27 protein-coding genes and 1 tRNA gene are annotated in these 26,861 nt (G+C 67.2%); 21 read left to right on the top strand and 7 right to left on the bottom strand.

The window, feature by feature from the left end; all coding sequences use genetic code 11:
- Window positions 1-10: 10 nt before the first annotated feature.
- Entirely contained in the window at window positions 11-1,057 is a 1,047-nt protein-coding gene (ku, locus tag KZ491_RS10645; protein WP_222565821.1) for a non-homologous end joining protein Ku, read from the top strand.
- 189 nt (window positions 1,058-1,246) lie between these two features.
- Window positions 1,247-2,002, top strand: a complete 756-nt coding sequence (locus KZ491_RS12895; RefSeq protein WP_343225614.1) for a M23 family metallopeptidase — start codon at window positions 1,247-1,249, stop codon at window positions 2,000-2,002.
- 91 nt (window positions 2,003-2,093) lie between these two features.
- On the opposite strand, the gene KZ491_RS10635 is transcribed toward KZ491_RS12895, so the two are convergent.
- Window positions 2,094-2,762 carry an arylesterase gene (locus KZ491_RS10635; RefSeq protein WP_222565820.1) on the bottom strand — a complete coding sequence of 223 codons (669 nt, stop codon included), beginning with the start codon at window positions 2,760-2,762 and terminating at the stop codon, window positions 2,094-2,096.
- 98 nt (window positions 2,763-2,860) lie between these two features.
- Here KZ491_RS10635 and KZ491_RS10630 point away from each other — a divergent pair, with 98 nt between their 5' ends.
- Window positions 2,861-3,637, top strand: coding sequence for an ABC transporter ATP-binding protein (locus KZ491_RS10630; protein WP_222565819.1), 777 nt, complete (start codon window positions 2,861-2,863; stop codon window positions 3,635-3,637).
- Window positions 3,634-6,192: an ABC transporter permease gene (locus tag KZ491_RS10625; protein ID WP_246606757.1), complete on the top strand. Its 2,559-nt coding sequence runs from the start codon at window positions 3,634-3,636 to the stop codon at window positions 6,190-6,192. Before KZ491_RS10630 ends, KZ491_RS10625 begins: the two co-directional genes overlap by 4 nt.
- A gap of 15 nt (window positions 6,193-6,207) precedes the next feature.
- On the opposite strand, the gene KZ491_RS10620 is transcribed toward KZ491_RS10625, so the two are convergent.
- Window positions 6,208-6,462 carry a hypothetical protein gene (locus tag KZ491_RS10620; RefSeq protein ID WP_222565818.1) on the bottom strand — a complete coding sequence of 85 codons (255 nt, stop codon included), beginning with the start codon at window positions 6,460-6,462 and terminating at the stop codon, window positions 6,208-6,210.
- A 135-nt stretch (window positions 6,463-6,597) separates the two neighbouring features.
- On the opposite strand from KZ491_RS10620, the gene KZ491_RS10615 reads away from it, so the two are divergent.
- The 7 genes from KZ491_RS10615 to KZ491_RS10585 all read left to right on the top strand — a co-directional run bounded on the left by KZ491_RS10615 (window position 6,598) and on the right by KZ491_RS10585 (window position 13,177).
- Complete coding sequence (locus tag KZ491_RS10615; protein ID WP_222565817.1) at window positions 6,598-7,725, top strand: class I SAM-dependent methyltransferase; 1,128 nt, start codon at window positions 6,598-6,600, stop codon at window positions 7,723-7,725.
- A complete protein-coding gene (locus tag KZ491_RS10610; protein ID WP_222565816.1) occupies window positions 7,722-8,432 on the top strand; it encodes a pseudouridine synthase in 711 nt (236 codons plus the stop codon). The genes KZ491_RS10615 and KZ491_RS10610 overlap by 4 nt, the downstream gene beginning before the upstream one ends.
- Window positions 8,433-8,471: 39 nt before the next feature.
- Complete coding sequence (dusA, locus tag KZ491_RS10605) at window positions 8,472-9,548, top strand: tRNA dihydrouridine(20/20a) synthase DusA (RefSeq protein WP_222565815.1); 1,077 nt, start codon at window positions 8,472-8,474, stop codon at window positions 9,546-9,548.
- Complete coding sequence (locus KZ491_RS10600) at window positions 9,545-10,468, top strand: arginine deiminase-related protein (protein WP_222565814.1); 924 nt, start codon at window positions 9,545-9,547, stop codon at window positions 10,466-10,468. Before dusA ends, KZ491_RS10600 begins: the two co-directional genes overlap by 4 nt.
- 168 nt (window positions 10,469-10,636) lie before the next feature.
- The gene (locus KZ491_RS10595) at window positions 10,637-11,005 is read left to right on the top strand and encodes a PepSY domain-containing protein (RefSeq protein ID WP_222565967.1); all 369 of its coding nucleotides are present in this window, start codon (window positions 10,637-10,639) and stop codon (window positions 11,003-11,005) included.
- Between the two features lie 66 nt (window positions 11,006-11,071).
- Window positions 11,072-11,755 carry a response regulator transcription factor gene (locus KZ491_RS10590; protein WP_222565813.1) on the top strand — a complete coding sequence of 228 codons (684 nt, stop codon included), beginning with the start codon at window positions 11,072-11,074 and terminating at the stop codon, window positions 11,753-11,755.
- 24 nt (window positions 11,756-11,779) lie between these two features.
- The gene (locus tag KZ491_RS10585) at window positions 11,780-13,177 is read left to right on the top strand and encodes an ATP-binding protein (RefSeq protein WP_222565812.1); all 1,398 of its coding nucleotides are present in this window, start codon (window positions 11,780-11,782) and stop codon (window positions 13,175-13,177) included.
- Between the two features lie 6 nt (window positions 13,178-13,183).
- Here the strand turns inward: KZ491_RS10585 and KZ491_RS10580 are convergent, their stop codons facing one another.
- Together KZ491_RS10580 and KZ491_RS10575 are read right to left on the bottom strand one after the other, a co-directional pair.
- Window positions 13,184-13,927, bottom strand: a complete 744-nt coding sequence (locus KZ491_RS10580) for a M90 family metallopeptidase (protein WP_222565952.1) — start codon at window positions 13,925-13,927, stop codon at window positions 13,184-13,186.
- An 81-nt stretch (window positions 13,928-14,008) separates the two neighbouring features.
- Window positions 14,009-14,269, bottom strand: a complete 261-nt coding sequence (locus tag KZ491_RS10575) for a hypothetical protein (protein ID WP_222565811.1) — start codon at window positions 14,267-14,269, stop codon at window positions 14,009-14,011.
- Between the two features lie 154 nt (window positions 14,270-14,423).
- Here KZ491_RS10575 and KZ491_RS10570 point away from each other — a divergent pair, with 154 nt between their 5' ends.
- The 8 genes from KZ491_RS10570 (at window position 14,424) to KZ491_RS10535 (ending at window position 20,263) form a co-directional block, all read left to right on the top strand.
- Complete coding sequence (locus KZ491_RS10570; protein WP_222565810.1) at window positions 14,424-15,482, top strand: biotin--[acetyl-CoA-carboxylase] ligase; 1,059 nt, start codon at window positions 14,424-14,426, stop codon at window positions 15,480-15,482.
- 2 nt (window positions 15,483-15,484) lie between these two features.
- A complete protein-coding gene (locus tag KZ491_RS10565) occupies window positions 15,485-16,237 on the top strand; it encodes a type III pantothenate kinase (RefSeq protein WP_222565951.1) in 753 nt (250 codons plus the stop codon).
- A gap of 37 nt (window positions 16,238-16,274) precedes the next feature.
- Complete coding sequence (locus KZ491_RS10560) at window positions 16,275-17,015, top strand: SPOR domain-containing protein (protein WP_222565809.1); 741 nt, start codon at window positions 16,275-16,277, stop codon at window positions 17,013-17,015.
- 12 nt (window positions 17,016-17,027) lie between these two features.
- A tRNA-Thr gene (locus KZ491_RS10555) sits at window positions 17,028-17,103 on the top strand.
- Between the two features lie 16 nt (window positions 17,104-17,119).
- Window positions 17,120-18,043, top strand: coding sequence for an arginase (gene rocF, locus KZ491_RS10550; RefSeq protein ID WP_222565808.1), 924 nt, complete (start codon window positions 17,120-17,122; stop codon window positions 18,041-18,043).
- Window positions 18,044-18,200: 157 nt separating this feature from the next.
- Window positions 18,201-18,353 (top strand): entericidin A/B family lipoprotein, encoded by a 153-nt coding sequence (locus KZ491_RS10545; protein ID WP_222565807.1) that lies wholly within the window; start codon window positions 18,201-18,203, stop codon window positions 18,351-18,353.
- Window positions 18,354-18,563: 210 nt separating this feature from the next.
- Entirely contained in the window at window positions 18,564-18,764 is a 201-nt protein-coding gene (locus tag KZ491_RS10540; RefSeq protein WP_222565806.1) for a CsbD family protein, read from the top strand.
- 161 nt (window positions 18,765-18,925) lie between these two features.
- Window positions 18,926-20,263 (top strand): tryptophan--tRNA ligase, encoded by a 1,338-nt coding sequence (locus tag KZ491_RS10535; RefSeq protein WP_222565805.1) that lies wholly within the window; start codon window positions 18,926-18,928, stop codon window positions 20,261-20,263.
- Window positions 20,264-20,407: 144 nt separating this feature from the next.
- Here the strand turns inward: KZ491_RS10535 and KZ491_RS10530 are convergent, their stop codons facing one another.
- From KZ491_RS10530 to pdhA, 3 genes are all read right to left on the bottom strand, one after another.
- Window positions 20,408-21,823: a dihydrolipoamide acetyltransferase family protein gene (locus tag KZ491_RS10530; RefSeq protein WP_222565804.1), complete on the bottom strand. Its 1,416-nt coding sequence runs from the start codon at window positions 21,821-21,823 to the stop codon at window positions 20,408-20,410.
- An 83-nt stretch (window positions 21,824-21,906) separates the two neighbouring features.
- The gene (locus tag KZ491_RS10525; protein ID WP_222565803.1) at window positions 21,907-22,908 is read right to left on the bottom strand and encodes an alpha-ketoacid dehydrogenase subunit beta; all 1,002 of its coding nucleotides are present in this window, start codon (window positions 22,906-22,908) and stop codon (window positions 21,907-21,909) included.
- Entirely contained in the window at window positions 22,905-23,978 is a 1,074-nt protein-coding gene (gene pdhA / locus KZ491_RS10520; RefSeq protein WP_222565802.1) for a pyruvate dehydrogenase (acetyl-transferring) E1 component subunit alpha, read from the bottom strand. Before pdhA ends, KZ491_RS10525 begins: the two co-directional genes overlap by 4 nt.
- Before the next feature lie 136 nt (window positions 23,979-24,114).
- Here pdhA and KZ491_RS10515 point away from each other — a divergent pair, with 136 nt between their 5' ends.
- Both KZ491_RS10515 and KZ491_RS10510 read left to right on the top strand, forming a co-directional pair.
- A complete protein-coding gene (locus KZ491_RS10515; RefSeq protein ID WP_222565801.1) occupies window positions 24,115-24,972 on the top strand; it encodes a tryptophan 2,3-dioxygenase in 858 nt (285 codons plus the stop codon).
- Between the two features lie 177 nt (window positions 24,973-25,149).
- Window positions 25,150-26,781 carry a peptide MFS transporter gene (locus KZ491_RS10510; protein WP_222565800.1) on the top strand — a complete coding sequence of 544 codons (1,632 nt, stop codon included), beginning with the start codon at window positions 25,150-25,152 and terminating at the stop codon, window positions 26,779-26,781.
- Window positions 26,782-26,861: the final 80 nt, after the last annotated feature.

Raw genomic sequence — 26,861 nt, 5'->3', positions numbered from 1 at the left:
GGAGTTGCCCATGGCCCGCCCGATCTGGACCGGCACGTTGTCCTTCGGACTGTTGAACATCCCCGTGTCGCTGATGGCCGGCGAGCGCCGGACCGACATCTCCCTGCGCATGCTCGATTCCCGCGACCAGACGCCGATCCGCTACGAGCGGGTCAACTCCTCCACCGGCGAGGAAGTCGCCTGGAAGGACATCGTCAAGGCCTTCGAGTACGACAAGGGCAGTTACGTCGTGCTCGAGCCCGAGGACATCCGCTCGGCGGCGCCGGAGAGCCATGACGCGATCGAGGTCGAGTCCTTTATCGACGCCAGCCAGATCGATCCGCGCTATTTCGAGAAGCCCTATGTGCTGGTGCCGGCAAAAAAAGCAGAAAAAGGCTACGTGCTCCTGCGTGAGGCGCTGAGCGCGACCGGGCGCATCGGCGTGGCGCGCGTGGTGATCCGCACCCGCGAGAGCCTGTGCGCGGTGATCCCGCACGGCCAGGCGCTGTTGCTGCTGATGATGCGCTTCCCCCAGGAGCTGGTGGATATCGACGAATACCGGATCCCCGAAGGCAAGCCGGAGGACTACCGCATCACCGCCAAGGAGCAGAAGATTTCCGAGCAGTTGATCGAGGCGATGTCGGGGGATTGGGATCCCGACGCGTACCACGACGAATTCCGCCAGCGCCTGCACGATGTGATCGCCAAGCGGGTCAAGGACCACAAGGTGGTCGAGCATGCAGAAGAAGAACCGGCAGTCCCCGATCACGCGGCGACCAACGTGGTGGACTTCATGTCGCTGCTGCAGCAGAGCATCAAGCGCAAGCAGCGCACGCCGGCAGCGGAACAGACCGGGGCCACCAAGCCGTCGAAGAAAAAGCCAGCGGCGAAGAAGAAGCCGACGAAAACGGCCGCGAAAAAGCCGGGCAGCGCGACCTCGAAAAAGCCGCCCGCCAGCACCGCCAAGAAGACCGCGACGAAGAAGGCCGCGCCCAGCAAATCGCCGCCCTCGGCCGGCAAGGGAACGGCCGGCGGGGACGCCGCGAAGAGCGCGGCCAAACGCCGCAAGGTCGCCTGAGGTTGCGGTGGCAAGCGCCGCGTTCACGCGCCCGCATGTCCGCATCGGAGAGGATCACGACGACTCCCAGCCGGCATCGCCAATGACTCCATCGCCCGTTCCCACGTCCCGACATCAACCTCGCAGCGCGCTTCAACACGCCGTTGTCGCATCGACATCCGGCACCCCGTCCACACGGGCGCCAACATGCTGAGGGGTGTGTTGCTGTTCCTCGCCGGCGTGCTGGTTGGAGCGAACCTCGTCTATTTCGTGATGAGCCGTCGTCCGCCAGCCCCGGCGGAGGCGCCGGTGCCTGCGATGTCGGAAATTCACCGCGAGCCAGTCGCGGTGGAACCACTTGCCGCGCCGGCGAGCCCGGACACCGGACTGACGCCCGAGCTGGTTCGTGTTGACCCGAAGCGCGTTGTGCCCGACGTCGTCTCGCCCGACGCCGACATCGGTCACGGCGGCACGGAAGTCCAGACGGCAGCACCCCGCGCCGCCGCCGATGTTGCCGCCGCCGGCAAGTTGAAGCTGATCGTGCCGGTACGAGGCGTCACCCCCAAGCAACTGGCCAACACCTACGAGGATGCGCGTGGCAGCGGACGGGTCCACGAGGCCATCGACATCATGGCCGAGCGCGGGACGCCGGTGCTGGCCGTCGCTGACGGTGAGGTGGAGAAGCTGTTCACCAGCGACCGCGGCGGGCTGACCATCTACCAATTCGAGCCCAGTGGCCGCTACGCCTACTACTACGCTCACCTGGACCGCTACGCCGACGACCTCGCCGAAGGCCAGGCGCTGAAGCAGGGCGACGTGGTCGGCTACGTGGGCAGCACCGGCAACGCCAGCGACGACGCGCCGCACCTGCATTTCGGCATCTTCGAACTGGGCGAGGAGCGGCAGTGGTGGAAGGGCACCGCTATCAATCCATATCCGGTGTTGACTGGCCAACGGCGGCAGTAGGGAAGGGCCGCACGCGCGGAGTGTGACGCGCCGAAACCCGGCGTTGGCCCGCCCGGTTCAGGGGCCTTCGAAACTGGCAATCTCACCCTGGCTAGTCCAGCAGCGGCGCCAGTGCCGTCCAGACGTGGTCGCGCAATTGCGGCTGCACGGCGGCGGTGGGGTGCAGGTTGTCGTCCTGGTAGGCATCGCGATCGGCGGCGATCGGCTGCAGCAGGAACGGCAGCAGCGCAACGTCGAAGCGTGCTGCCAACGTGCGGTAGTTCTGCTCGAAGGCCCGGGTATAGCTCGCGCCCAGGTTGGGTGGCATCTGCATGCCGATCAGCAGCACCTTGGCTCCCACGCCGTGCGCCGCGCCGATCATGTAGGCGAGGTTGTCCGCGCTGCGCGAGGTCGGCAGTCCGCGCAGGCCGTCGTTGGCACCCAGTGCGATCACCACGACGGCGGGGCGTTCGCGCACCACCGCGTCAACGATCCGGGAGCGACCGCCCGCGGTGGTCTCGCCGCTGATGCTGGCATTGACCACGCGCCACTGAGGCTTCTGCTTCGCGATCCGGTCCGCGGTCAGCGCGACCCAGCCCTGCTCGGCAGCCATGCCATAGCCGGCCGACAGGGAGTCGCCCATCACCAGCACGGTCCTGTCTGCAGCCGCTGCGCGTGCCGGTGCGAACGCCACCAGAACAACGGCGAACGCCAGCAGCAGCATCGCCCAGACAGCGCCGGATTGAATGCGTCGCCGTCCAGCCTCATATCGTGTCGTCATGGAACCGGATGCCCCGGTTCTGCGTACTGTCACCATCGCTCTCCCATCCGAACAAACGTCGCCCAACCGCACCGCGCGGCCGTGACCCAGGAGCCATCATGGCCGATCACCCCCTGCCCGCCGATGAAACAGCGACGAGAACCGCTCCCGCTGCCGATGCCAGTGTTGGACGTTCCGGTGCAGCAAGCAGACCAGCGGCGTTGGCGGTGCGTGGACTGGGCAAACGCGTCCCCCTGCCGAGCGGCGAGCTGACCATCCTTGACGCCATCACGTTCACCATCGATGCGGGCGACACGATCGCCATCGTCGGCGCGTCCGGCTCGGGCAAGAGCACCCTGCTGTCGCTGATGGCCGGCCTGGACACCCCCAGCAGCGGCGAAGTCGTCCTTGACGGCGAGGCGCTGTCCACCCTGGACGAGGACGGCCGGGCGCGGGTGCGCGGTGAGAAGGTTGGTTTCGTGTTCCAGAACTTCCAGCTGCTGCCCTCGCTGACCGCGCTGGAGAACGTGATGCTGCCTCTGGAACTGCGCGGCGACCGCGACGCGGAAGGGCCGGCACGCGCGATCCTGGAGCAGGTCGGCCTTGGCGCGCGTCTGGGCCACTATCCGCGCCAGCTGTCAGGCGGTGAGCAGCAGCGCGTCGCCCTTGCGCGTGCGTTCGTAACCCGGCCCTCGCTGCTGTTTGCCGACGAGCCGACCGGCAATCTGGACAGCCGCACCGGCCAGGCGATCATCGAGCTGCTGTTCCAACTCAACGCGCAAGCCGGAACCACGCTGGTGCTGGTGACCCATGACGACCATCTGGCCGACCGCTGCGGACGGCGCTTGCGCCTGGATGGCGGACGACTGGTTGCACCTGAGACGCAGGCAACATGAGCGCCACCCCGGCGGCGAGGCGTCTCAGCGGCGCAATGAAAGTGACCGCATTGGCGTGGCGGCAGCTGCGACGGGACCTCAGGGCCGGCGATATCCGCATCCTGTTGGCCGCGCTGGTGTTGGCGGTGCTCGCGGTGACCGCGGTCGGGTTTGTCACCGATCGGGCTGAGCGCGCGCTCGCCATAGAAGCCAACCGGCTGCTCGGCGGCGACGCGGTGGTTCGCGGTGATTCGCCGATCGCCGCCGGCATTGTCGACACCGCTGGATCGCTTGGCCTGCAACAGACCACGACCGTCGAACTCAACACCATGATCAGCATCGGCGGCGGCGCGGACGCCCGCCTGCAGCTGGGTGACCTGCGCGCGCTGGGAACCGGATTTCCGTTGCGCGGCGTTTTCCGCATTGTCGACGCGGACGGTGTGGAGCGGGATGCCGCGGCCATTCCCGCGCCCGGCACTGCCTGGCTGAGCCGCGCCGGGGCCACCACGCTGGATGCGCGGGTCGGCGACACGATTGTCGTCGGCGAATCCCGCTTCACACTGGCCGCGCTGGTCGCTGCCGAGCCGGACGCCGCGCTGGACTATTTCAACATCGCGCCGAAGGTGGTCATCAATCTGGCAGATCTGCCGGCGACGGGACTGGTGCAGGAGGGTAGCCGTATCGGTTACCGGCTGGTGGTGGCCGGCCAGGCCGGCGCGGTGGACCGGTTCGTCACTGCGGTCAAGCCGGTGCTCGCCCGTGGCCAGCGCCTTGAAACCGCAGGCGATGCGCGTCCGGAGATCCGCGCGGCGCTGGACCGTGCCGGGCGCTTCCTCGGTCTGGCCGCGCTGGTCTCGGTGGTGATGGCGGCGGTCGCTGTCGCCATGGCGGCGCGCCAGCACAGCCAACGTCATTTATCTGGCACCGCGGTGATGCGTTGTCTGGGCGCCAGCCAGGCCACCCTGGCGGGTATCCATATCGGCGAGCTGCTGATGCTGGGACTGATGGCCAGCATGGCAGGGGTCGTTCTGGCGTTCGCGTTGCAATGGGGGATCGGCCTGTGGCTGGCGCCTGTGCTGGGCATGACCATCCCGCCCGCGGGTTGGTTGCCCGCCCTGCATGGCTTCGCCGTCGGACTGGTCGTGCTGATGGCGTTTGGCGCACCACCGGTGTTGGCGTTGCGCCGCGTGCCCGCGCTGCGGGTGCTGCGCCGCGACCTGGATCCCACCGAGCCCAGCGCCTGGCTGGTGGCCGCCGCGGGACTGGCCGGCCTGGCCGCTCTGCTGTGGTGGAAGGCGGGCTCGGCCACGCTGGGCATCGCCATGCTGGGCGGACTGGTCGCCACGGCGGCGGTGCTCGGCGCGCTCGGCTGGGGGATGATCGCGCTGCTGCGCCGCCTGCGCCCGCGCATGCGCGGCAGCCTGCGTTACGGGCTGGCCAACGTCAGTCGTCGCCCGGCGACCAGCATCGCCCAGATCGCCTCGCTCGGCCTGGGCCTGATGGCCTTGCTGCTGCTGACCTTCGTGCGCACCGACCTGCTGGACCGCTGGCAGCTGCAGTTGGCCGCCGATGCGCCCAACCGTTTCATCATCAACGTGCAGGATGACCAGATCGATCCGGTGGCGGCCTTCATCGCTGACCAGGGCATTGGCGCTCCGACCCTGTATCCGATGATCCGCGCCCGGCTGGTGGCCCACAACGGCGAGCCGGTGGTCCGATCGCCCGACGCTGCTGCGGACGATTCAACCGACAGTCCCGACCGCCGCCGCACCGAGCGCGAATTCAACCTGTCCATGGCCGCGACGCTGGATGACGACAACCGCGTGGTTGCCGGCCGCTTCTGGGACGGCGTGCCGGCGACCCCGGAGATTTCGGTCGAGTCCGGCTATGCCAAATCACTGGGGTGGAAACTGGGCGATACGGCGTCGTTCGATATCGCCGGCCAGCCGTTCACGGCCACGATCACCAGCCTGCGTGAGGTCGATTGGACCAGCTTCCGGCCGAACTTCTTCGTGGTCGCATCCCCGGGCTCACTGGACGGGTTCCCGGCCAGCCACATCACCGCGGTCAGCGTTCCGCCCGATCAGCCCCGTTTCACCGCCGACCTGGTGGGACGGTTCCCCAACCTGACGGTGATCGACATCGACGCGGTGCTCTCGCAGGTCCGGGCGACGGCCGACCAGGTGTCGGTGGTGGTCGAGGTGGTGTTCTGGTTCTCGCTGGCCACCGGCGTGCTGGTGCTGCTGGCAGCTGTCAGCGCGAGTCAGGACGAGCGCTTGCTGGAGGGCGGGGTGATGCGGGTGCTGGGCGGCAGCCGGCGTCAATTGCGCCTGGCGCAGGCGTCGGAATTCGCGGTGGTCGGCCTGCTGTCAGGCGTGGTTGCCGCGGTCGCTGCATCGGTGCTGGCTGGCGTGGTGGCGGTGCGCGTGCTCGATCTGCCGTGGCAGCCGAACTGGCTGATGGCGCTCGCCGGCGCATTGCTTGGCATGCTGGCCGCGCTCGTTGCGGGCATGTTCGCCACCCGCAAGGTACTCGACGCGCCGCCGTCGCAGACGCTGCGCGAGCTGCAAAGCTGAAGCAGATGGCACCCGTTAGCGTCTGACGGTCTCGTCGGCCGAAAACCGTCGGGCGTATTCACGCTCGCCGATGACGCGTTCGATTTCCGGGTCCGCCATCTCCGTCGCCGCATACACGGCGTAGGCTGGCTCGCCATCGCGGCGACCCGTCTCGAACAGTCGGTAGCGCTGGATGTCGCCCTCGGCATGCTCCGGGTACTGGGGGGGTGGCTCGCCGTCGAGGTCGACCTCGCTGTTGTCGATGGTGCCGCCAATGAAGAGTGCGCGCATGGTGGGTCGTCTCCGGTCCGGGGTTGGAGCCAGACTGTCGCGCTCGCCGTTGGCTGGCGATGAAACCGGCGCGGGCATGGCACTTACGGCGGGGCGGCCCTGCCGCCACGTTAAACTGCGCGTATCTCCCTACCGATGCACACCGTGGCCATTGACGACCTCGCGCTGGAAACCCTGATGCTGCCGTTTGAACGCGGCCTTCTGCCGTGGCCCGGCGAAGGCGGTGTCCTGTTCCTGCGCGCGCGCGACGGCTGGCCATTGCATCAGCGCCCTGTACCCGGTCTGGTGTGCGAACAGAGCTTCAAGCCCGACGCGGACGCCCTGACCCGTGCGGGCCTGGCCCTGGTCGCCCCCGAGGACACCAGCCGCTACGCGCTGGTACTGGTCCTGCCGCCGCGACAGCGCGAGGAATCCCGCGCGCTGTATGCCCGCGCCGTCGAGCGGGTTGCACCGGGCGGCCGGGTGGTCGCCTGCGTGAGCAACAACGAGGGCGCCCGCTCCGCCCAGGACGACCTGCGCAAGCTCACCGGCGCAGTCGGCGATGTGACCAAGAACAAGTGCCGGGTGTTCTGGAGCGCGCCGTTGCATGTCGATGACAGCCCGGCCTCGCTGGACACCACGCTCCAGGCGCAGTGGCTGCAGCTGGATGCGCCGCGACCGATCGCCGGCGGGCGGTTCATCAGCCGTCCCGGCGTGTTCGCCTGGGACCGCATCGACCCGGCTTCGGCCCTGCTGGCGGCCCAGCTGCCCGCCGATCTTGCCGGCGTGGCGGCCGATCTGGGCGCGGGCTTCGGTTACCTGTCGGCCGAACTGCTGGGCCGCTGTCCGGCGATCACCGCGCTCGACCTCTACGAGGCCGAGGCGCGGGCGCTGGAGCTGGCGCGGACCAATCTGGGCGCGGTCGCCACCACGGCAACGCTCGGCTACCACTGGCACGACGTGACCACCGGCCTGCCGAAGCAGTACGACGTGATCATCAGCAATCCGCCATTCCACACCCAAGGCAGCAGCTATCGGCCCGACATCGGCCGTCGTTTCATCGCGGTGGCCGCCGAAGCGCTCAAGCCCGGTGGTCGTCTGTGGCTGGTGGCCAATCGCCACCTGCCCTACGAATCGGTGCTGACCGACAGTTTCGGCAGCGTGCGCACGGTGGCCCAGGACGACGGCTTCAAGATCATCGAGGCGACCAAGGCCGTGCCCGCCCGCGCCGCCCAGCCCGAGCGCCCGTTCGTTCGCACAAGGCCGGGAGGCCGTTCGCTTTGAAGCTGGTCAAGCTGATCGCCAACCTGGGCTACGGCAGCCGCAAACAGGTCGCGCTGATGTTCCGCGAGGGCCGGATCACCGACGCCGACGGCGAAGTGCTGTACGCGGACGACAAACGTCCCCACGCCGCGATCCGGATCGACGACGAGCCGCTCGATCCTCCCGCCGGCCTGGTCTTGATGCTGCACAAACCCATCGGCTACACCTGCTCGACCAAGGATCCGGGCCGGGTGATCTACGACCTGCTGCCGTCCCGTTTCCGGCTGCGCTCGCCACTGCTGTCACCCGTGGGGCGGCTGGATCGCGAAACCAGCGGTCTGCTGCTGATGACCGATGACGGCCAGCTGCTGCACCGGATCACCTCCCCGAAGACTGGACTGGCGAAAGTCTACGAGGCCACCTTGGCCGAGGACCTGCGCGGCGACGAGGCGGCTGTGTTCGCCAGCGGAAGCCTGATGCTGGAGTCGGAGAAGACCCCGCTCGCCCCCGCGCGCCTGATCGTCGACGGCCCTCGCCAAGCCCGGCTGATGCTGACGGAAGGCCGCTACCACCAGGTCCGGCGGATGTTCGCTGCGGTCGGCAACCATGTTGAGGCGCTGCACCGCAGCCAGGTTGGCGGCCTGGCGCTGGATGGTCTGGCCGAGGGTGAGTGGCGCCTGCTCGATCAGGGCGACATGGACCGCCTGTTCGGCCATGCCGGCAACTGACGCCGGCCAGCCCGGTCGCAGACTTCGGAACAGGTACCCATGAGCTTTCCCGGACACCGCCACCCCGCAGACAATCCGTCGGATACGTTTAAGGCATCGCGCTACGCTGACTCGATCCGCCTGTCCGTCGCCCCGATGATGGATTGGACCGATTCCCACTGCCGCGTGTTTCATCGTCTGCTGGCGCCCAATGCGCGCCTGTACTCGGAGATGGTCCACGCCAATGCGGTGATCCATGGCGATCGCGGGCGACTGCTGGCGATGGATCCGGTCGAGCACCCGGTCGCGCTTCAGCTCGGCGGCAGCGAGCCGGAGCTGTTGGCGCACGCCGCCCGCATCGGTGCCGATGCCGGCTTCGACGAGATCAACCTCAACTGCGGCTGCCCCTCCGACCGGGTCCAGGCCGGTCGATTTGGCGCCTGCCTGATGCGCGAGCCCGCGCTGGTCGCCTCCTCGGTCAAGGCGATGATCGGCGGCTGCGACATCCCGGTCACGGTCAAGTGCCGCCTCGGCGTCGATGATGACCACGACTACAACCGATTCCGCGCGTTCATCGACGAAGTCGCCGACGCGGGCTGCACAATGTTTGTCGTGCACGCACGCAACGCCTGGCTGAAGGGCCTGTCGCCGAAGGAGAACCGCGATGTGCCGCCGCTGCGCTACGACTGGGCGTACCGGCTCAAGGCCGAGCGCCCGGAGCTGCAGGTGATCGTCAACGGCGGCATCAACGACGCCGACGAAGCCACCGCGCATCTGGATCACGTGGATGGCGCGATGCTCGGTCGTGCCGCCTACCACGACCCCTATCTGCTGCACCGGCTCGACGTGGCCTGGTTCGGCGGTGAGCTGCGCTCCCGCGCTGCGCTGTTGCGCGCCTACCGACCGTATGTGGAGGCGCAACTGGCGCGCGGGGTGTACCTCAAGCACATCGTCCGCCACGTGCTCGGACTGTTCGCCGGCCAGCACGGCGGCCGCGCATTCCGGCAGGTACTCAGCGAAGGCGCGCACAAACCGGGTGCAGACTGGTCGCTGGTCGAGCGCGCGTTGGCCATCACCGAGTCCTTTGCCTACGATGCCGCCGCTTCTACTCCTTCTTCCACCGCGGACCGCCCATGATCACACGAGACATCGCCAGCTTCCTGCAAACCGCCACCGACGCCGCGCCGGACTTCGGTCCGCCGACCGCGCGTGCGGCCTTCATGGTCGCCCCCGACGGCTTCCAGCTGGCCGAGCAATCCGCCGCCGACAACCGCTACATGGCGCAGGCTGACGGTTTCGATGCCGCACGCGCGTCGGCCCAGCACCGCGATCTGCAGCGCGCGATCTCCCAGGTGGTGCCGACGGTGTGTTTTGCCGGCGATCCGGAAACCCCGGACGCGCTCTTTCCCAACAATGTCTTCGGCACGGCGCGGGTGGACGGGCAGGCACGCTACGTGATCGGTCGCATGCGCCATCCGGTGCGCCAGCGTGAAGCCGAACGTGCGGACATCCGCGGGTTCTTCGGTGACGTGCTTGGCTACGCGCCCGTCGACCTGTCGGGTCAGCCGCACCCATGCGAGCTGACCGGTGCATTGGTCATCGATCGCGTCCGCGGACTGGGGTTTGCCGGTCTGTCGGAACGCTGCGACGAGGAGGGCGCGCGCCTGATGCACGAGGCCTTCGGGCTGCGCGCCACCCTGATGTTCGACCTCGCACCGGGCGAATACCACACCAACGTCGTGCTGGCGGTGCTGGCCGGACGCGCGGCGGTGATCTGCCCGCGTGGGTTCGCCGATCCAGCGGTGATCGACGCGCTCGCTTCGCTGTATGGTCCGCACGCGATCAAGCTTGCGCCTGACGAGCACGCGGCTTTTGCCGGCAACTGCATCGCCCTGTCCGGCGACCGCGTGTGGATGAGCGCACAGGCCGGACGCACGCTTCAGCCGAGTACCCGTGAGGCGTTCGCGGCCGCCGGCTTCACGGTCGACACCGTCGAACTGGACGCGATCGAGGCCGGCGGCGGCTCGCTGCGCTGCTGCATCGGCGAGGTGTTCTGATTGACGGACTGCGCACGGGCGGGGCAGTCTGAATGGCCTGTCCATGTAAAAAAAAAGTTCAGACCGGATTCACCGCCTCGTCCCGAGAATGAATCGCTGAAATCCGAATCTCCCGACGTGCTCCGTCCGCTCAACATGCCCAGCTCTTCTGCCCGTGCTGCAATCTGCATGATGCTTCTCGCGGCCACCGCCTCGGTTGCCGGCGGTGCAGTGGCGCAGACCCGGGACAAGGCACGCGAGCCGGATCGGGAGCGCGTCGACCGCGATCAAGGGCGCGGCGGTCGCGGCAACGAGAGTCATCGCGCGCTGTCGGATGCGGTGCGCCGGGTGGAGCGTCGTACTGGCGGCCAGGTGCTCAGCGCCGAGCGGGTGCCATACGACGGGCGCGACGTCAGCCGGGTCAAGATCGTTGACTCCAGCGGTCGCGTTCGCGTCTATTTGGACGATCCAGCGCGTGGCGGCAATGGCCCAGCAACCCGCGGCGGACCGACGCGGGCATCGCAGCAGCCGCTCTCTACACGCCGCGCCGACAACTGAGGCATCATCTTGATTGCCTGCCCTGCCTGTTCAGGTGGGACGACACACAAGTTTGAAGGAGTATCCATGCGAATCCTGCTGGTGGAAGACGAAGCGCCGTTGCGTGAGACCCTCGCGGCCCGCCTGAAGCGCGAAGGGTATGCAGTGGATGCCGCCCAGGACGGCGAAGAGGGCCTGTACATGGGCCGGGAAGTTCCGTTCGACCTCGGCATCATCGATCTGGGCCTGCCCAAGATGTCGGGCATGGAGCTGATCCAGGCCCTGCGCGAGGAAGGCAAGAAATTTCCGATCCTGATCCTGACCGCGCGTTCCAGCTGGCAGGACAAGGTGGAGGGCCTGAAGCACGGCGCCGACGACTACCTGGTCAAGCCGTTCCACGTCGAGGAACTGCTGGCACGGATCAACGCGCTGGTCCGCCGCGCCGCTGGCTGGAGCAAGCCGACCCTCGAGTGCGGTCCGGTCACCCTGGACCTGGCCGCGCAGACCGTCAGCGTGGACGACGCCAACGTCGACCTGACCAGTTACGAGTACAAGGTGCTTGAATACCTGATGATGCATGCCGGTGAACTGGTCTCCAAGGCCGACCTTACCGAGCACATCTACCAGCAGGATTTCGACCGGGACTCCAACGTGCTGGAGGTTTTCATCGGTCGCCTGCGCAAGAAGCTGGATCCCGAAGGCACCCTCAAACCGATCGAGACGGTGCGTGGCCGTGGTTACCGCTTTGCCCTGCCGCGCAGCGGCGAGTAGCTCCGTCCCGGGCACGCAGCACGCATGAGCCGGGCCCAGCCCAGCTCCCTGCAGGCGCGCCAACTGCTCGCGGCCAGTCTTGGCCTGGTGGCCTTCTTGGCGCTGGCTGGCGTTGCGCTGGACCGTGCATTCCTGGATACCGCCGAGAGCAATCTCTACCAGCGCATGCGCAGCTACGCGCTGGCCTACGCGGACAGTGACTTCGCCCGCGATGGCACCTTCATCCCGCCCTACATGCCGCCTGATCCGCGTTTCGACCGGCCTGGTAGCGGCCTGTACGCCGAGGTGGTGCTGCCCAAGGGCCTGGAGTGGAACTCCTCCTCCTCGGTCGGCCCGCTTCTGCCGGAGGGTCGCCTGCTGGAGGCCCGTTCGGAGGTGTTCGAGGGCCCGCTGGAAATTACCGAGATCAGCGGCGAGCCGGGCCAGGCGTACCGCTACGGCCGGGGACTGATCTATGCCACGGGCGATGATCCCGAAGCCGAGTTTCCGTACACGATCTACATCCTGGAAGACACCGCCGCGCTGAGCCGCCAGGTGGAGGTCTTCCGCCGCGCGTTGTGGCGCTATCTCGGCGGTGCCGGCCTCGTGCTGCTGCTCCTGCAGGGCCTGATCCTGCGCTGGAGCCTGCATCCGCTGCGGCGCGTCATCGAGGAACTCAAGCAGGTCCAGCGCGGCGTGACCTCACGCATGAGTGAGCGCCATCCGCGCGAGCTGGAGCCGCTGGCCGAAAGCATCAACGCGTTCATCGAAAGCGAGCGCGAAAACCTGGATCAGCAGCGCAACACCCTGGCCGACCTGGCCCACAGTCTGAAGACCCCGTTGGCGGTGCTGCGCACCCGGTTGGACGGCGACGTACCTGACACCGAGCTGCGCGAGGATGTCGCCACCCAGTTGCAGCGCATGAGCGACCTCGTGTCCTACCAGCTGGCGCGCGCGGCGTCCGGTGGCCATGCGCTGTTCTCCGCGCCCGTCGATGTGGAGCCGCACGCCGAAGCCTTGGTGCAGAGTCTGGAGAAGGTCTACGCCGCGAAGGGCGCCCTGTGCGAGTTTGATCTCGCGCCGGGCGTGCAATTCCATGGCGAGGTCGGCGACCTGCAGGAGTTGCTGGGTAACCTGCTGGAAAACGCCTTCAAGTGGGCACGCTCGCGCGTATTGCTGACCGTCAAGCCAGGTGAGGAGGCTCCTAACCGCCGCCCGGGACTGTTGATCACCGTCGATGACGACGGGCCGGGAATCCCGCCCGAGAAGGTCGCGCTGGTGTTGCAACGCGGGGTGCGCGGCGACGAGCGGGTGCAGGGCCACGGTATCGGCCTGGCGATCGTGCAGGACATCATCCGCAGTTACCGCGGCACGCTCGACGTCGGAGCTTCAGAAGAGCTCGGGGGTGCCCGGTTCGAAGTGCGTTTGCCGCCCCGGATCTGAGCCGCATCAGTCGGTGGCGAACGGCGGACGTCCGTACAGGCGGGCCAGATGTGCGGCGACGTCCGGCAGGGCCTCCTGGAGGGTGCCGGGATCGCTGAAATGGTATTCGGTGGCGACCGCGAAGAATTCCTCCGGTGCCTCGGCAGCGTACGGATCGATCGGGCTGGTCCGGCCCGCCTCGACGTCCGCCACCAACGCGTCGTAGGCACGCTGGAAATCGCGCGCCCATTCCAGCTGCCAGTCGCGCGGCAGCGGCGGAGTGCCGTCGAGCACCCCGTCGAGTGCGTCCAGCTTGTGCGCGATTTCATGGGCGGCCACGCAGAACCCTCCTCGTGGGTCGGCGCAGTCGGCCAGGACATCCGCCCAGGACAGGATCACCGGGCCGGCATCCCACGCCTCGCCGATCAGCTCGTCGTTCCCTTGGTGCAGCACCCCGGCCGCGTCCATGTGGCTGCGCTCGACCCGGAAAGCCTCCGGGTAAACGATCAGCTGTGACCAGCCGTGCAGGCCCTCTTCGCCGAATTCGAGCAGCGGCAGGCAGCATAGCGCCGCCAGCATCGTGCGCTGAGCCGGATCCAGTACCAGCCCGGCGACGGGCGTGATGGTCTTGCTGTGCATGAATCGCGCGCTAAGCTCGCGCAGGCGCTGGTCGCGTTCACCTTCCAGCGCCGCAACCCAGGGGAGTGCGGCGCGGGTCTGCCTCCATAGGGAGGCTTCGATTGGTGCTGGCGGACGCCACCAGCGGCGCAACAGACTGATCAAATGATGTGCACGCGACGCAGGCCGAACACGCACCCGGTGAGGATCAACCGGATGCAGCGCGGCCCGGGATCAGCGGAACATGCCCGGCAGGAAGCTGTGCCAACGGGTCGACTGCGAGCGGCTGGTGGGCAGATCGCCGTGGATATCGGGGGTCAGCTTGCCGTCGCGCGACGGTGCGGTGGGGTCGGCCGAAGAGGCGGCGGGCGCTTCCCGCTGCGCGCTGCTGCCCGGAGGGCAATCGGCGCCATCGGGCGCACTCATGCTGCCCTCGCTGGCCATCGCCGCTGAGCTCATCAAGGCAATCAACACGAACAGGGAGATCCGGAGCATGGGCACCTCGGGAGGCTGGGCAGGTCCCGGCCAATGGTTGACTATAACGCGAATTGGCTTGACGTCGCTGACGCAACGTCCTATGGATGGGAGTGGCCGGAATTCAGACGCGACGCCATGTCGGCCCGCAGGCGACTCGCGCATAATCGGTGCCATGGTTGCTCCGTCTGCCCCTCTCGGCCCGTGCCACGCGCAAAACGTCCCGTCTGCCGCGCCGGACGAACGCGAGCTGCTTGCCCGACTCATCCAGGGTCCGCTGTCTGCGGATGCGCTGGCCGGCGGCGGCGCGCAGCCCGACGCCGCAATCTGGCAGCGTCTGCAGGCCCTGCAAGACGCCGGAGTGCCCATCGACCAACAGCCGGACGGTGGCTATGGGTTGACCCAGCCCTTCGACCTGCTCGACAACAACGCCATTCTCGCCGCGTTGCCGGCGCCGGTGCGCGCGCGGATGTCCTCCTTGGACGTCGCCTGGGTGCAGGACTCCACGAACAGCGAGCTGCAACGGCGTCCAGGCGCCGCCAATGGTGCGGCGAGCGTGCTGCTCGCTGAGCGCCAGACCGGTGGGCGTGGACGGCGCGGCAGGGAATGGAGCTCTCCACTTGGTGCGCATGTGTATATGTCCCTGGCGCGCACCTTCAGTGGTGGCTGGACGCGCTTGGGCGGGCTTAGCCTGGTGGCCGGTGTGGCGACGGTCGATGCGCTGCACGCGCTGGGTTACGGCATGGTGCGGCTGAAATGGCCCAACGATCTCGTGGTTCCGGCGTCGGACGGCTGCCTGCGCAAGCTCGGCGGGCTGCTGGTGGATGGCGGCGGCGAACACGCGGGGCAGGCGCGCGCGGTGATCGGCCTGGGGCTTAACGTGCGCATGCCGGAGCGTTTTGGCGTCCTGATCGACCAGCCCTGGTGCGAGCTCGCACAGCTGCCGGTACCGACGCCCTCGCGCAGTGCCATCGCGGCGGCGATCATCGCGCGCTGGGTACCGGCGCTGGACGAGTTCGACCGGGCCGGGCTGTCCGGGTTCCTGGACCGCTACGCTGGAATGGATGCGATTGCCGGGCAGCCCGTGCGCATCACAAGCGAGGCCGAATGCGTCGATGGCGTTGCCGTGGGGCTGGCCAGTGACGGCTCGCTGCGCGTACGGATGGGCGATGGCGCCGAGCGCTGCTTTCACGCTGGCGAGGTGAGTGTGCGCCGGGTAGAGGCCAACACATGAGTTTGCAGCGCTGGGTGCTGGATCTGGGCAACACGCGGCTGAAGGTGGCACCGCTGGATGTGCATGGCCAAGTCGGCGATTGTGTCGCCCTGGAGCACCGGGGTGCCGACATGGCCACGCTGGCCGCCCAACTGCCGTCGCAGATGGATGTCGCCTATCTCGCCAGCGTCGTCGATGAAGGTTTGCGGGTCGCATTGCTGGACGTACTGGCGCAGCGCTGCCAACGGATTTCCGTGGCCCGAACGCAGCGCCGTTGGGGCGATTTGCGCATCGCCTACGCCGATCCCGCGCGGCTGGGCGTCGACCGGTTTCTGGCGATGCTGGCAGCGAACGCTCACGCCAGACGCGCCGAGCAAGTTCCCCCAGTGCTGGTGTGCGGCGTGGGTACGGCTCTGACGCTGGACCTGATCGACGCGGCCGGCCTGCACCTGGGAGGCCGCATAGCGCCCTCGCCCACCACGATGCGCCACGTGCTCAATCAGCAGGTCGCCCAGCTCCCCGCGCGCGGCGGCAGTTACGTGGAATTCGCCGACGACACGCCAGATGCGCTGGCCTCCGGATGCGTCGGCGCGGCGCTGGGCTTGATCCAGCGCAGCCTGACCGAAGCCGAATCGCGTGTGGGAACCACTGTGACGCTGTACCTGCACGGGGGCGGCGGTGATGAGCTGCGGACGTTGATACCGCAGGCGCGCTGGGCGCCGGGTCTGGTCCTGGAAGGCCTCGCGCAATGGGCCGCAATTGACGACCCGTCGTGAGCCCGCCTGCCCGGGACGGGCGGCTACAATCGCCGCCATGTTGATACGCGCCCTGGTTCTCCTGCTGCTGGTACTCAACCTGGGCGTTGCGCTCTGGGGGGCGTTGGCGCCCGGACCGGCGCCGCCTGCGACACTGCTCGATATACCGCCAGGCGTGGAGCGCCTGCAACTGTTGCCGGACCTCGCCGAGCCGATCGCGCCGTCGCCTGCGAGGGGGCCAACGATCGCGGTCAAAATCGTCCACTGCGCGAGTTTCGGTCCCTACGACACCGCCGACGCCGCGTCCACTGCGGGCAAGGGGCTGCAGGTCGCGGATCCGGTCGACGGTGAAGCAGCCGTGGATGTGGTCAAGACCGCAATCCGCACCGAACCGGGCAGCGCACCTCGCAGTTGGCGGGTCCTGCTGCCGCCGTTGCCCAGCGCCGCCCAGGCCGACATCGTGGTCAAGCGCATCGTTGCGACCGGCTTCAAGGACTACTACGTCATCCGCGAGGGGAAAGACGCCAACGCCATTGCCCTGGGCCTGTTCCGCAACGAGCAGGCGGCCCAGTCACGCGCGGAAACACTGCAGAAGGCGGGCTTTGACGCTGCCGTCGAGCCGGTGGGCGCCGGCCCCGAGCAGCACTGGCTGGATCTGGGCGCCGATGCGCCTTTCAAGGCTGAAGCGGTTCGCAGGCAACTGGGTGCCGCGCGTACCAAGCCGCTCGATTGCGAAAGTCTGGCTGCGTCCGTCGAACCCGCACCTGCGGATCTGCGGAATAATCCAGCAGCACGTTAGAATGGGAGTTTCGCCGGCTTAGCTCAGTTGGTAGAGCAACCGCCTTGTAAGCGGTAGGTCGTCAGTTCGACTCTGACAGCCGGCACCAAGGCATGGAGGTCAGCATGAAGCGCAGCTATCCGCCCGTTTCGATCATTGGTGCCCCTACGGATGTGGGCGCCGGTCACCAGGGCGGACGCCTGGGGCCGGAGGCGCTTCGTATCGCCGGTCTTGGCGAGGCCCTGCAGACGCGTGGCGTGGATGTCGTCGATCGCGGCAACCTGGACGGACCGCGCAATCCCTGGACCGGACCGGTCGACGGCTACCGCCATATCGACGAGGTGACCGAGTGGAACCGTCTGGCGATGGACGCGGTGTACGCCGAGTTGTCCGCCGGTCGGATGCCGATCCTGCTCGGTGGCGACCACTGCCTGGGCATCGGCTCGGTCACCGCCGTCGCGCGCCACTGCCGTGAAACGGGCAAGAAGCTGCGCCTGCTGTGGCTGGATGCACACGCCGACTTCAACACCAGTGAAGTGACCCCGTCGGGGAATATCCACGGCATGCCGGTGGCCTGCCTGTGCGGCCTGGGTCCGCGCTCGCTCACCCATCTGGGCGGCGATGTGCCGGCGATGGACCCCTCCGACGTGCGCCAGGTGGGCATCCGCTCGGTGGATGAAGGCGAGAAGCGGCTGGTCAACGAATACGGCCTGGACGTGTATGACATGCGCTACATCGACGAGGTCGGGATGAAGCAGGTCATGGAGGAGGCCTTGGCTGGGATGGACGATGACACCCACCTGCACGTCAGCTTCGACGTCGACTTCCTCGACCCCAGCGTTGCCCCGGGCGTCGGCACCACGGTGCCGGGCGGACCGAACTACCGCGAGGCTCAGCTGGTGATGGAGATGATCGCCGACAGCGGCCGAATGGCGTCGCTGGACATCATGGAACTCAATCCGATCCTAGACCGGGACAACATGACGGCGTTGGTTGCAGTCGATCTGGTCGAGAGCCTGTTCGGCAAATCCACGCTGATGCGTGCCTGAACCGCGGTCGCGGTTTCGCTCGCTGCGCGCGGCGGTGCACGCCGACTTCACATCCATTCACGCGATGATGTCACCAAGGTCGCAGTCATAAGCGATCCGATCCATTCCACCGAAGTGATCCGGCCGCTGTGGTCGGTCCGGCTAAAAGGAGAAAGCGATGAAGCGTGTTATTGCCCTGATGATGGTGTCGATGTTTTCGCTGGGAATGCTGAGCGCGTGCAACACCATGGCCGGCGCTGGCCAGGACGTGCAGAAGGCAGGCGAGAAGGTTGAGAAGAAGGCCGAGGATTGCAAGGACGGCCGCTGCTGATTCGCAGTTGCCTGATCGAGCCGCCCGTGCGGTTCGAGTGACACAAAAAACCGGGGCAACCCGGTTTTTTGTCGCCCGAACACTGGGTTGTTCAGCGTTATGAAGGCGCTCGTGACGCAGTGTCCACTCTCCATGAACATGCTCTCTGCGAAGGTGGGCACGTGGTCAACGAACCGCATATTCCCCCAAAGACAAACGAGGTTGCACACCATGAACAAGGACATCATTGCCGGCAAGTGGGCCCAGGTAAAAGGCAAGGCGAAGGCCAAGTGGGGCGACCTGACCGACGACGTGTTCGATGTTGCCGAGGGCAACGCGGAATACCTGGCGGGCAAGCTGCAAGAGCAGTACGGCTACACCCGCGAGCGTGCCCAGGAAGAAGTGTCGAAATTCGGTCGTACGCTTGACTGATTGAACTGCCATGCCGTCACGTCACGATTGACGTCGCACGTCGCATTGCCAACGGGCCGGGAAACCGGCCCGTTTTTTATTGCCTGGACGGTGGGGACGCCGGTCATTCTGCTGCGCCGCTTCGGCCGGTTACACTGGCCCGCCGCCAATCCCGTGCATCAATGCAGCAGACACGAGTCCTCACCGGCATCACCACCTCCGGTACTCCGCATCTTGGCAACTACGTGGGCGCGATCCGGCCGGCGGTCGCCAGCAGCCTTCGCGCGGACGTGGAGGCGTTCTACTTCCTCGCCGACTACCACGCCCTGATCAAGGTCCAGGACCCGGCGCGGGTGCAGCGCTCCACCCTGGAAATCGCCGCGACATGGCTGGCATGCGGTCTGGCGCCGGAGAAGGTGTGGTTCTACCGCCAGTCGGATGTGCCCGAAATCACCGAGCTCAACTGGCTTCTGACCTGCGTGGCGGGCAAGGGCGTACTCAACCGCGCGCACGCCTACAAGGCGTCGGTGGACAAGAACCGCGAGGCCGGGGAGGACGATGACGCCGGGATTTCCGCCGGGTTGTTCATGTATCCGGTGCTGATGGCCGCCGACATCCTCCTGTTCAACGCGCAGAAGGTGCCGGTCGGGCGCGACCAGATCCAGCACATCGAGATGGCACGGGATTTCGCCCAGCGCTTCAATCATCTTTACGGCGCTGGCAGCACCGAGCATTTCGTGTTGCCTGAGGCAGTTATCGAGGAGCAGGTGGCGACCTTGCCCGGTCTGGACGGCCGCAAGATGAGCAAGAGCTATGACAACACTATTCCCCTGTTCTGCCCGCGCCCGGAGCTGAAGAAGCTGATCTATTCGATCGTGACCGACTCACTGGCGCCGGGCGAGGCCAAGGACGCCGACACCTCCAACGTCTTCCAGCTCTACCAGGCGTTTGCCGACGCCGGCGAGACCGCATCGATGCGGCAGGCGTTTGCCGACGGCATCGCCTGGGGTGAGGCCAAGGAGGCGCTTTTCGAGCGTATCGACGCGGAGATCTCGCCGCTGCGCGAGAAGTACGAGTCGCTGATGGCCCGTCCCGGGGAGATCGAAGCGATCCTGCGCGACGGTGCCGAGCGATTGCGCGCCCAGCTGGCCGCGCCGCGACTGGCGGCGCTGCGCGCGGCCGTGGGGCTGCGCCCGTTGTCGCAGGTCAGTGCGGCCGAGGCCGCCGTGGCGCACAGCACACCAGTATTGCCCGTGTTCAAGCAGTACCGGGAGCAAGACGGACGGTTCTACTTCAAGTTGATGGCCGGCGAACGCGTGCTGCTGCAGAGCGGCGGTTTTGACTCGCCGCGCGATGCCGGCCAGCACATCGCGACGCTGCGCCGTGACGGTTACGCGCCGGCAGACCCGGCGATCACGCTCGGCGAAGCGGTTCTCGCCGACGAGGTCCGAAGCGCATTGGCCGCCCTGGCGGAGGAGGATGCGCGCAAGGCGGCGCAGAAGGCGGCGGGCGCTCGATAGGGCTGGGCGCGCAACCTGCTGGTCCGGTGGGTCCGGTGCGGCCGGCCAGCACAACGTCGCCTCTGACGGTCGAAGCACACAGCATGAAGCCGGGTTGCCCCGGCTTCATGCTGTGCCTCGTTTGCGCCACGCCGGAGCCCTAGCTCAGTTGGGCAGTGCCAGATCGTCGAGCAACGCCTTGAGGAAGCGCGCCGCCTCGCCACCGGTTGCCGCGCGATGGTCGAAGGTCAGCGAGATCGGAAGGCGGCGATGCACCTCGATGCCGCCGATCACCGCGACGACATCGTGCGAGAGCTTGCCGGCGCCGACGATTGCCACGGTCGGCGGTACCACCACCGGGGTGGCGTAGCGGCCGGCGAACATGCCGAAATTGGACAGGCTGATGGTGTAGCCCGACAGCTCGCTGGCCGGAATCGAACGGTCCTCGACCTGCGCGCGCAGGCGCTTGATCGCCGCGCGGATGCCGTTGCCGTCGAGCACGTCCGCGTTGCGCAGGGCGGGCACGAACAGGCCATCGTCGGTGTCCACGGCGATGCCGATGTCGACATGCGGATGCATGGTGCGCACCAGCTTGTCGCCGTCGAACCAGGCGTTGAGCGCCGGAACGTCCTTGCAGGCCTTGCAGATGGCGCGGATCAGGCGCGCGGTGATGTCCTGCTTGCCGATCCAGCCGTGCAGGTCGGCGTCATCGACCAGCGTCGTTGGAACCACCTGGGCGTGGGCCGCCGCCATGACCCGGGCCATGTTGCGGCGCACACCCTTGAGCTGTTCAGGCTGGCCGCTGGCGGCGACACCCGGCGGCTGGGTGCGCATCGGCTTGCCCGCTTGCGACAGCGTGCTGCGGGCGGCGGCGGGTGCTGCGGCGACTTGGGCGGCCGGTGCAGGCGCGGCGGCTGGCGCCGGTCGGGCCGGCGCCGCAGCCACGGCCGCGGTGCCGTCGGCAGCGGCCTGCTTGACGTCGGCCATGGTGACCACGCCATCGGTGCCGGTCGCGGTGACCCGTGTCAGGTCGACCTTCAATTTGCGCGCCAGCGCGCGGACCGCGGGCATCGCCTTGACGCCGCCCACGGTGCTGGCCTGCTCAGTGCGGACCGCATCGGAGGACTGCATCGCGCCGACCACGGTGCCGCTGTCCTCACGAGGCTCGCCCTCCGGCGCCGCCTCGCCTTCGGCGCTGATCGCGCCCCCGTCATCGGAGGCGACCACCTTGTCGTCGCTGGCGGGATCCTCGCTGCCCACGCCCTTGGCCGGTGCGGGCGCAGGTGCGCCATGGCCATGGCCGGTGTCCTGGCCGGCGGAGCGCTGCGGAAGCGAGGCGTCCACCTCGAACTCGGCCAGCATCGCGCCGGTGGTGATGACATCGCCCGCTTCGCCGGCCAGCTTGGTCACCTTGCCCGAGACCGGGGAGGGAACCTCGACCACGGCCTTGGCGGTTTCCATCGAGACCAGCGCCTCGTCCAGGCGGATCGTGTCGCCCACCTTGACCGACCATTCCACGATGGTCGCATCCGGCAGGCCCTCGCCCAGGTCGGGCAGGTAGAACGTGTTCTTGTTGCTCATGGCAGTCCTTATATGTGCTTGGGCCGATCTGCGTGGGCGCCCGGGCGCCCGGCATGGCATCGGTGGAACTGGGACGCGGTGGCTCAGCTGGCGGCCATCGCGCGCCGCGCCGCCTCGACCACCCGCTCCACGCTCGGCAGGTACTTCATTTCCAGGCGGAACAGCGGGATGTGGGTGTCGTAGCCGGTGACGCGCTCGACCGGAGCGACCAGATCGAACATCGACTCCTCGGCCAGACGCGCGGCGATTTCGGCGCCGAAGCCCGCGGTCTTGGGGGCCTCGTGCACGATCACGCAGCGACCGGTCTTGGACACCGACTCGGCGATCGTGGCGAAGTCCAGCGGACGCAGGGTGGCGACATCGATGACCTCGGCGCTGATGCCCTCGGCTTCGAGCTTCTCGGCGGCCTCGAGCGCTTCCTTCACCTGCGCGCCCCAGGTCACCAGAGTCACGTCGGTGCCGTCGCGCAGCACGTAACAGACATCCAGCGGCAGCGCCTCACCGTCATCGGGTACCACTTCCTTGTACTGGCGGTAGATGCGTTTGGGCTCGAAGAAGATCACCGGGTCGGGCTCGCGGATCGCTGCCAGCAACATGCCGTAGGCGCGCTGCGGGGAGGACGGCATGACCACGCGAAGCCCCGGCACGTTGGTGAAGATCGCCTCGTTGGCCTCGCTGTGATGCTCCGGTGCGCGGATGCCGCCGCCCCAGGGCACGCGCAGCACCATCGGGCAGGTCAGCCGGCCACGGGTGCGGTAGCGCATGCGCGCCGCGTGGCAGACGATGAAATCGACCATCGGGTACATGAATCCGTCGAACTGCGCTTCCGCGATCGGGCGCATGCCCTGGCTGGCCATGCCGACCGTAAGTCCGGCAATCGTGGTCTCATCCAGCGGCGTGTCGATCACGCGCTCGGAACCAAATTTGGCGTGCAGGCCGGCGGTGGCGCGGAACACCCCGCCGTTGACGCCGACGTCTTCGCCCAGCACCACGACGCTGTCGTCGGCGCGCAGCTCGTATGCCATGGCCTGGGTGAGCGCCTCGATCAGGGTGATCGCGGCGGGTGCATTGGTGGTGGTGCTCATGCCCGGCCCTCCCGGTCGATGGCTTGTTGGCGCTGTTCCAGCAGGTCCGGCGGCGGATCCGCATAGAGGTAGTCGAACATCGCCTCCACCGGCTGCACCGGGGTTTCCAGATAGGCGTTGATCTCGATGTCGACCAGTCGGCCGCACTCCTCGATCCATTCGGCTTCCTGCTCTTCCGACCACAGGCCCTGGTCGGTCAGGTAGGTGCGCAGGCGCAGCATCGGTTCACGCGTCCAGCCGTCCTTGACCTCGGCGTCTTCACGGTAGCGACGGGCGTCGTCGGCGGTGGTGTGGTCGTGCAGGCGGTAGGTCAGGAACTCGAGCACGGTGCCGCCTTCGCCGTTGCGTGCGCGTTCGGTGGCGATGCGCATTGCTTCGAGCACGGCGATCAGGTCATTGCCGTCCACCTGCAGGCAATGCAGACCGCCGGCAATGCCCTTCTGGGCCAGCGTCTCGGCGCCGGTCTGGGCGTGGCGGGGCACGGAGATCGCCCAGCCGTTATTGATCACGCACAGCACCAGCGGCGAGGTGAACGCGCCGGCGGAGTTGAGGGCTGCATAGAAATCGGTCTTTGACGAGCCGCCATCGCCACAGCAGGCGACCGCAACGCGGGGTTGCTTGCGCAGCTTGAACGAAAGCGCCGCGCCGGCGGCCATCAGGCACTGGGTGGAGATCGGCACACACCAGGGATAGTCGTGGGGTGCGTCGGCGAAGTCGTTGCCGCGCTCATCGCCACCCCAGTACAGCAATACTTCACGCGGCTTCACGCCACGCATGAACTGCGCGCCGTACTCGCGGTAGCTGGGTGCAAACACGTCCTCGGGCCGCATCGAGGCGCCGATGCCGACGTGGGTGGCTTCGTGTCCCAGGCTGGCCGCGTAGGTGCCCAGCTTGCCGGTGCGCTGCAGCTTGATCGCCTTGCTGTCAAAGGTGCGAACGAACAGCATCTGCTTGAAGAGGGGCAGCAGCGACTTGGGATCACGGAACGCCTCGGGTAGCTCGCCGACCGGCTTTCCGTCCTCGCCAAGGTATTGCATGTACTTGATTTCAAATGTCGCAGCAACCTTCATTGCTTGATTCCCAGGAGCCCACGAAAGTCGCCCATGGTACCCGGCCCTCTCCAAAAGCCCGTTGCGCGCTGCGGCAAAAGCCGTTGCAACGGCGTTTTGATGGGTTAGGCTTGGGAGTTACCTGAAGGGAGCGGTCATGACTTCGGACACCAACGAGCGTGCACTGGAAACCGGCATCCACACCGACCTGGCCGGGCGGATGAGTTACGGCGGCTATCTGCACCTGGACCGCCTCCTCGACGCGCAGCAACCGGTGTCGAACCCGCCCGAGCACGACGAGATGCTGTTCATCGTCCAACACCAGGTGTCGGAGCTGTGGCTGAAGCTGATCATCCATGAGTTGAAGGCGGCGATCGTCCATCTGCGCGCGGACGACCTGGGCGCCTGCCAGAAGGGCTTCGCGCGCTGCAAGCAGGTGCTTCGCCAGCTGACCGAGATGTGGTCGGTGCTGGAAACGCTGACACCGGCGGACTACATGAAATTCCGCGACACCCTGGGTCCGTCGTCGGGCTTCCAGTCGCTGCAGTACCGCGAGATGGAGTTCCTGCTGGGCAACAAGAATGCCGGCATGCTGCAGGTCTTCGCCCATGATCCCGCCGCCGAGGCCACGCTGCGCGCTGCGCTGGAAGGCCCCAGCCTGTATGACGAGGCGCTGCGCTATCTGGCCCGCCACGGTCACGACGTACCGGCACACCTGCTGGAGCGGGACTGGACCCGCAGCCACGTATCGGACCCGGCGTTGTTGCCGGTGCTGGAGCGGATCTACGAGGAGTCGAGCGACAACTGGCAGGCCTACCATCTGTGCGAGGATCTGGTGGATCTGGAGAGCCAGTTCCAGCTGTGGCGCTTCCGCCACATGCGCACGGTGATGCGGATCATCGGCTTCAAGCGGGGTACGGGTGGCTCCTCGGGCGTGGATTTCCTGAAGAAGGCTTTGGACCTGACGTTCTTCCCTGAGCTGTTCGAGGTGCGGACCCGGATCGGCATGGGGTGACCCCCATTCAGCCATCCCCGCGGTTGACGCGCCTGCGGGCTGTAGTTAAACCTAGTCGCTTCGTCCGGCGCTCTGCCGGTCGGATCCGCCCGTACTGAATGCCGCACAGCGGTCAGGGCATTTCCAGACAGGCGGCCGTCACGGCGTCGACCACTTCCCCGGGGAGAAGCAAAAGCAGTGGCCAGCCATCCAAGTCCCAGCGCCGAAGAGAAGACCTTCCTGGGTCATCCCCGTGGCCTGTTCGTCCTGTTCTTCGCCGAGATGTGGGAGCGTTTCTCCTACTACGGCATGCGCGCGATCCTTATCTTCTACCTGCTGCAGCACTGGCTGTTCGCGGAAGAGAAGGCCTACGTCATCTATGGCGCGTACACCGCGCTGGTCTACATCACGCCGGTGGTGGGTGGCTACATCGCCGACCGCTGGCTGGGGCAACGCAAGGCGGTCCAGTTCGGCGCGATCCTGCTGGTGATCGGCCATGGGCTGATGGCGTTCGAGGGGCCCGGCCCGGCCTCGGGCATCAATGCCGAGCAGATCCAGTCGTCGTTGCACATTGATATTTTCTGGCTGGCACTGGCCTTCATCATCATGGGCGTGGGCTTCCTGAAGGCCAACATCTCGGTGCTGGTGGGGCAGCTTTACCGCCAGGGTGATGCGCGTCGCGACCCGGCGTTCACGATCTTCTACATGGGTATCAACGTCGGTGCCGCGCTCGGCTCGCTGCTGGTCAGCTACCTCGGCATGAGCCCGGATTGGGGCTGGAGCTGGGGCTTCGGTGCAGCCGGCGTCGGCATGTTGCTGGGACTGCTGGTCTTCGTACTGGGACGGCCGTATCTGAAGGGCAATGGTGAAGCGCCGGACGCCGCGTTGTTGAAGCGCCGCAGCGCGGTCGGCGTGTCCAACGAGTGGGCAATCTATCTGGCATCGCTGGGCGGCGTGGTGGTGGTGTGGTTCCTGGTGCAGTACCAGTCCGTGGTCGGTGGCCTGTTGGGCGCGACCGGCGCGCTGGTGGTCATCTGGCTGCTCTACAACGTAGTCGCCAAGCTGGACAAGATCGCGCGCGACCGGATTCTCGCGGCGATGTTCCTGATTGGCCTGCAGCCCCTGTTCTGGGCCCTGTTCGAGCAGGCGGGTTCGTCACTGAACGTGTTCACCGACCGCCACGTCGATCGCATGCTGTTCGGATGGACCGTGCCAGCGGGCATGTTCCAATCGATCAACTCGATCTACATCATCACCCTCGCTCCCGTGTTCGCCTGGTTGTGGACCTGGTTGGCGCGACGTGGCCTGGAGCCGTCCACGCCGGCCAAGTTCGGCCTCGGTCTGGTCCAGCTGGGCGCCGGCTTCCTGGTGCTGGTCGCCGGTGCCGCGGCCGTCGGGACGGGCAACATGACCCCGGTGATCTTCATCTTCCTGATCTATCTGCTGCACACCATGGGCGAGTTGTGCCTGTCGCCGGTGGGCCTGTCGGCGATGACCAAACTGGCGCCGGTCAACATGCTGAGCCTGATGATGGGCACGTGGTTCCTGTCCAGCGCGGCGGGTAACTTCATCGCCGGCTTGATTGCCAGCGCGACCGGAGGTGCGGGCGCAGAAGGCCTTGCCGACGCCGCGCCGGTGCTGTCGGTGTACAGCAAGATCGGCTGGGTCGCGATCGGCGTCGGCGTGGCGGTGATTGTGATATCGCCGCTCGTCCGTCGCCTGATGCACGAAGGCGTGGACAGCAACGGCGTGGACTACGCCCTGGCGGGTCAAAACGAGATCGGCGAGCCCGCAGCGGCCGGTACTCATCCGGAGCGCGAGCAGAAGTAACGCCGGAAGTGGAAGTGGTCCGGGCCGTCGCCATCAATGGCGGCCCGGGCAGACAGGACGGCGGCCTTCGGGTCGCCGTT

Source organism: Novilysobacter antarcticus (assembly GCF_019802285.1).
GTDB lineage: Bacteria > Pseudomonadota > Gammaproteobacteria > Xanthomonadales > Xanthomonadaceae > Novilysobacter > Novilysobacter antarcticus.
The sequence above is the reverse complement of the archived record's forward strand: the minus strand, read 5'-3'. Positions and strand labels throughout refer to the sequence as shown.

Excerpts from the sequence above, each read along its gene's own strand:
- ku (WP_222565821.1), top strand. The coding sequence starts at position 11 with ATGGCCCGCCCGATCTGGACCGGCACGTTGTCCTTCGGACTGTTGAAC.
- KZ491_RS10635 (WP_222565820.1), bottom strand. The coding sequence starts at position 2,762 with ATGACGACACGATATGAGGCTGGACGGCGACGCATTCAATCCGGCGCT.
- KZ491_RS10630 (WP_222565819.1), top strand. The coding sequence starts at position 2,861 with ATGGCCGATCACCCCCTGCCCGCCGATGAAACAGCGACGAGAACCGCT.
- KZ491_RS10625 (WP_246606757.1), top strand. The coding sequence starts at position 3,634 with ATGAGCGCCACCCCGGCGGCGAGGCGTCTCAGCGGCGCAATGAAAGTG.
- KZ491_RS10620 (WP_222565818.1), bottom strand. The coding sequence starts at position 6,462 with ATGCGCGCACTCTTCATTGGCGGCACCATCGACAACAGCGAGGTCGAC.
- KZ491_RS10615 (WP_222565817.1), top strand. The coding sequence starts at position 6,598 with ATGCACACCGTGGCCATTGACGACCTCGCGCTGGAAACCCTGATGCTG.
- dusA (WP_222565815.1), top strand. The coding sequence starts at position 8,472 with ATGAGCTTTCCCGGACACCGCCACCCCGCAGACAATCCGTCGGATACG.
- KZ491_RS10600 (WP_222565814.1), top strand. The coding sequence starts at position 9,545 with ATGATCACACGAGACATCGCCAGCTTCCTGCAAACCGCCACCGACGCC.
- KZ491_RS10595 (WP_222565967.1), top strand. The coding sequence starts at position 10,637 with ATGATGCTTCTCGCGGCCACCGCCTCGGTTGCCGGCGGTGCAGTGGCG.
- KZ491_RS10590 (WP_222565813.1), top strand. The coding sequence starts at position 11,072 with ATGCGAATCCTGCTGGTGGAAGACGAAGCGCCGTTGCGTGAGACCCTC.
- KZ491_RS10585 (WP_222565812.1), top strand. The coding sequence starts at position 11,780 with ATGAGCCGGGCCCAGCCCAGCTCCCTGCAGGCGCGCCAACTGCTCGCG.
- KZ491_RS10575 (WP_222565811.1), bottom strand. The coding sequence starts at position 14,269 with ATGCTCCGGATCTCCCTGTTCGTGTTGATTGCCTTGATGAGCTCAGCG.
- KZ491_RS10570 (WP_222565810.1), top strand. The coding sequence starts at position 14,424 with ATGGTTGCTCCGTCTGCCCCTCTCGGCCCGTGCCACGCGCAAAACGTC.
- KZ491_RS10560 (WP_222565809.1), top strand. The coding sequence starts at position 16,275 with ATGTTGATACGCGCCCTGGTTCTCCTGCTGCTGGTACTCAACCTGGGC.
- rocF (WP_222565808.1), top strand. The coding sequence starts at position 17,120 with ATGAAGCGCAGCTATCCGCCCGTTTCGATCATTGGTGCCCCTACGGAT.
- KZ491_RS10545 (WP_222565807.1), top strand. The coding sequence starts at position 18,201 with ATGAAGCGTGTTATTGCCCTGATGATGGTGTCGATGTTTTCGCTGGGA.
- KZ491_RS10540 (WP_222565806.1), top strand. The coding sequence starts at position 18,564 with ATGAACAAGGACATCATTGCCGGCAAGTGGGCCCAGGTAAAAGGCAAG.
- KZ491_RS10535 (WP_222565805.1), top strand. The coding sequence starts at position 18,926 with ATGCAGCAGACACGAGTCCTCACCGGCATCACCACCTCCGGTACTCCG.
- KZ491_RS10530 (WP_222565804.1), bottom strand. The coding sequence starts at position 21,823 with ATGAGCAACAAGAACACGTTCTACCTGCCCGACCTGGGCGAGGGCCTG.
- KZ491_RS10525 (WP_222565803.1), bottom strand. The coding sequence starts at position 22,908 with ATGAGCACCACCACCAATGCACCCGCCGCGATCACCCTGATCGAGGCG.
- pdhA (WP_222565802.1), bottom strand. The coding sequence starts at position 23,978 with ATGAAGGTTGCTGCGACATTTGAAATCAAGTACATGCAATACCTTGGC.
- KZ491_RS10515 (WP_222565801.1), top strand. The coding sequence starts at position 24,115 with ATGACTTCGGACACCAACGAGCGTGCACTGGAAACCGGCATCCACACC.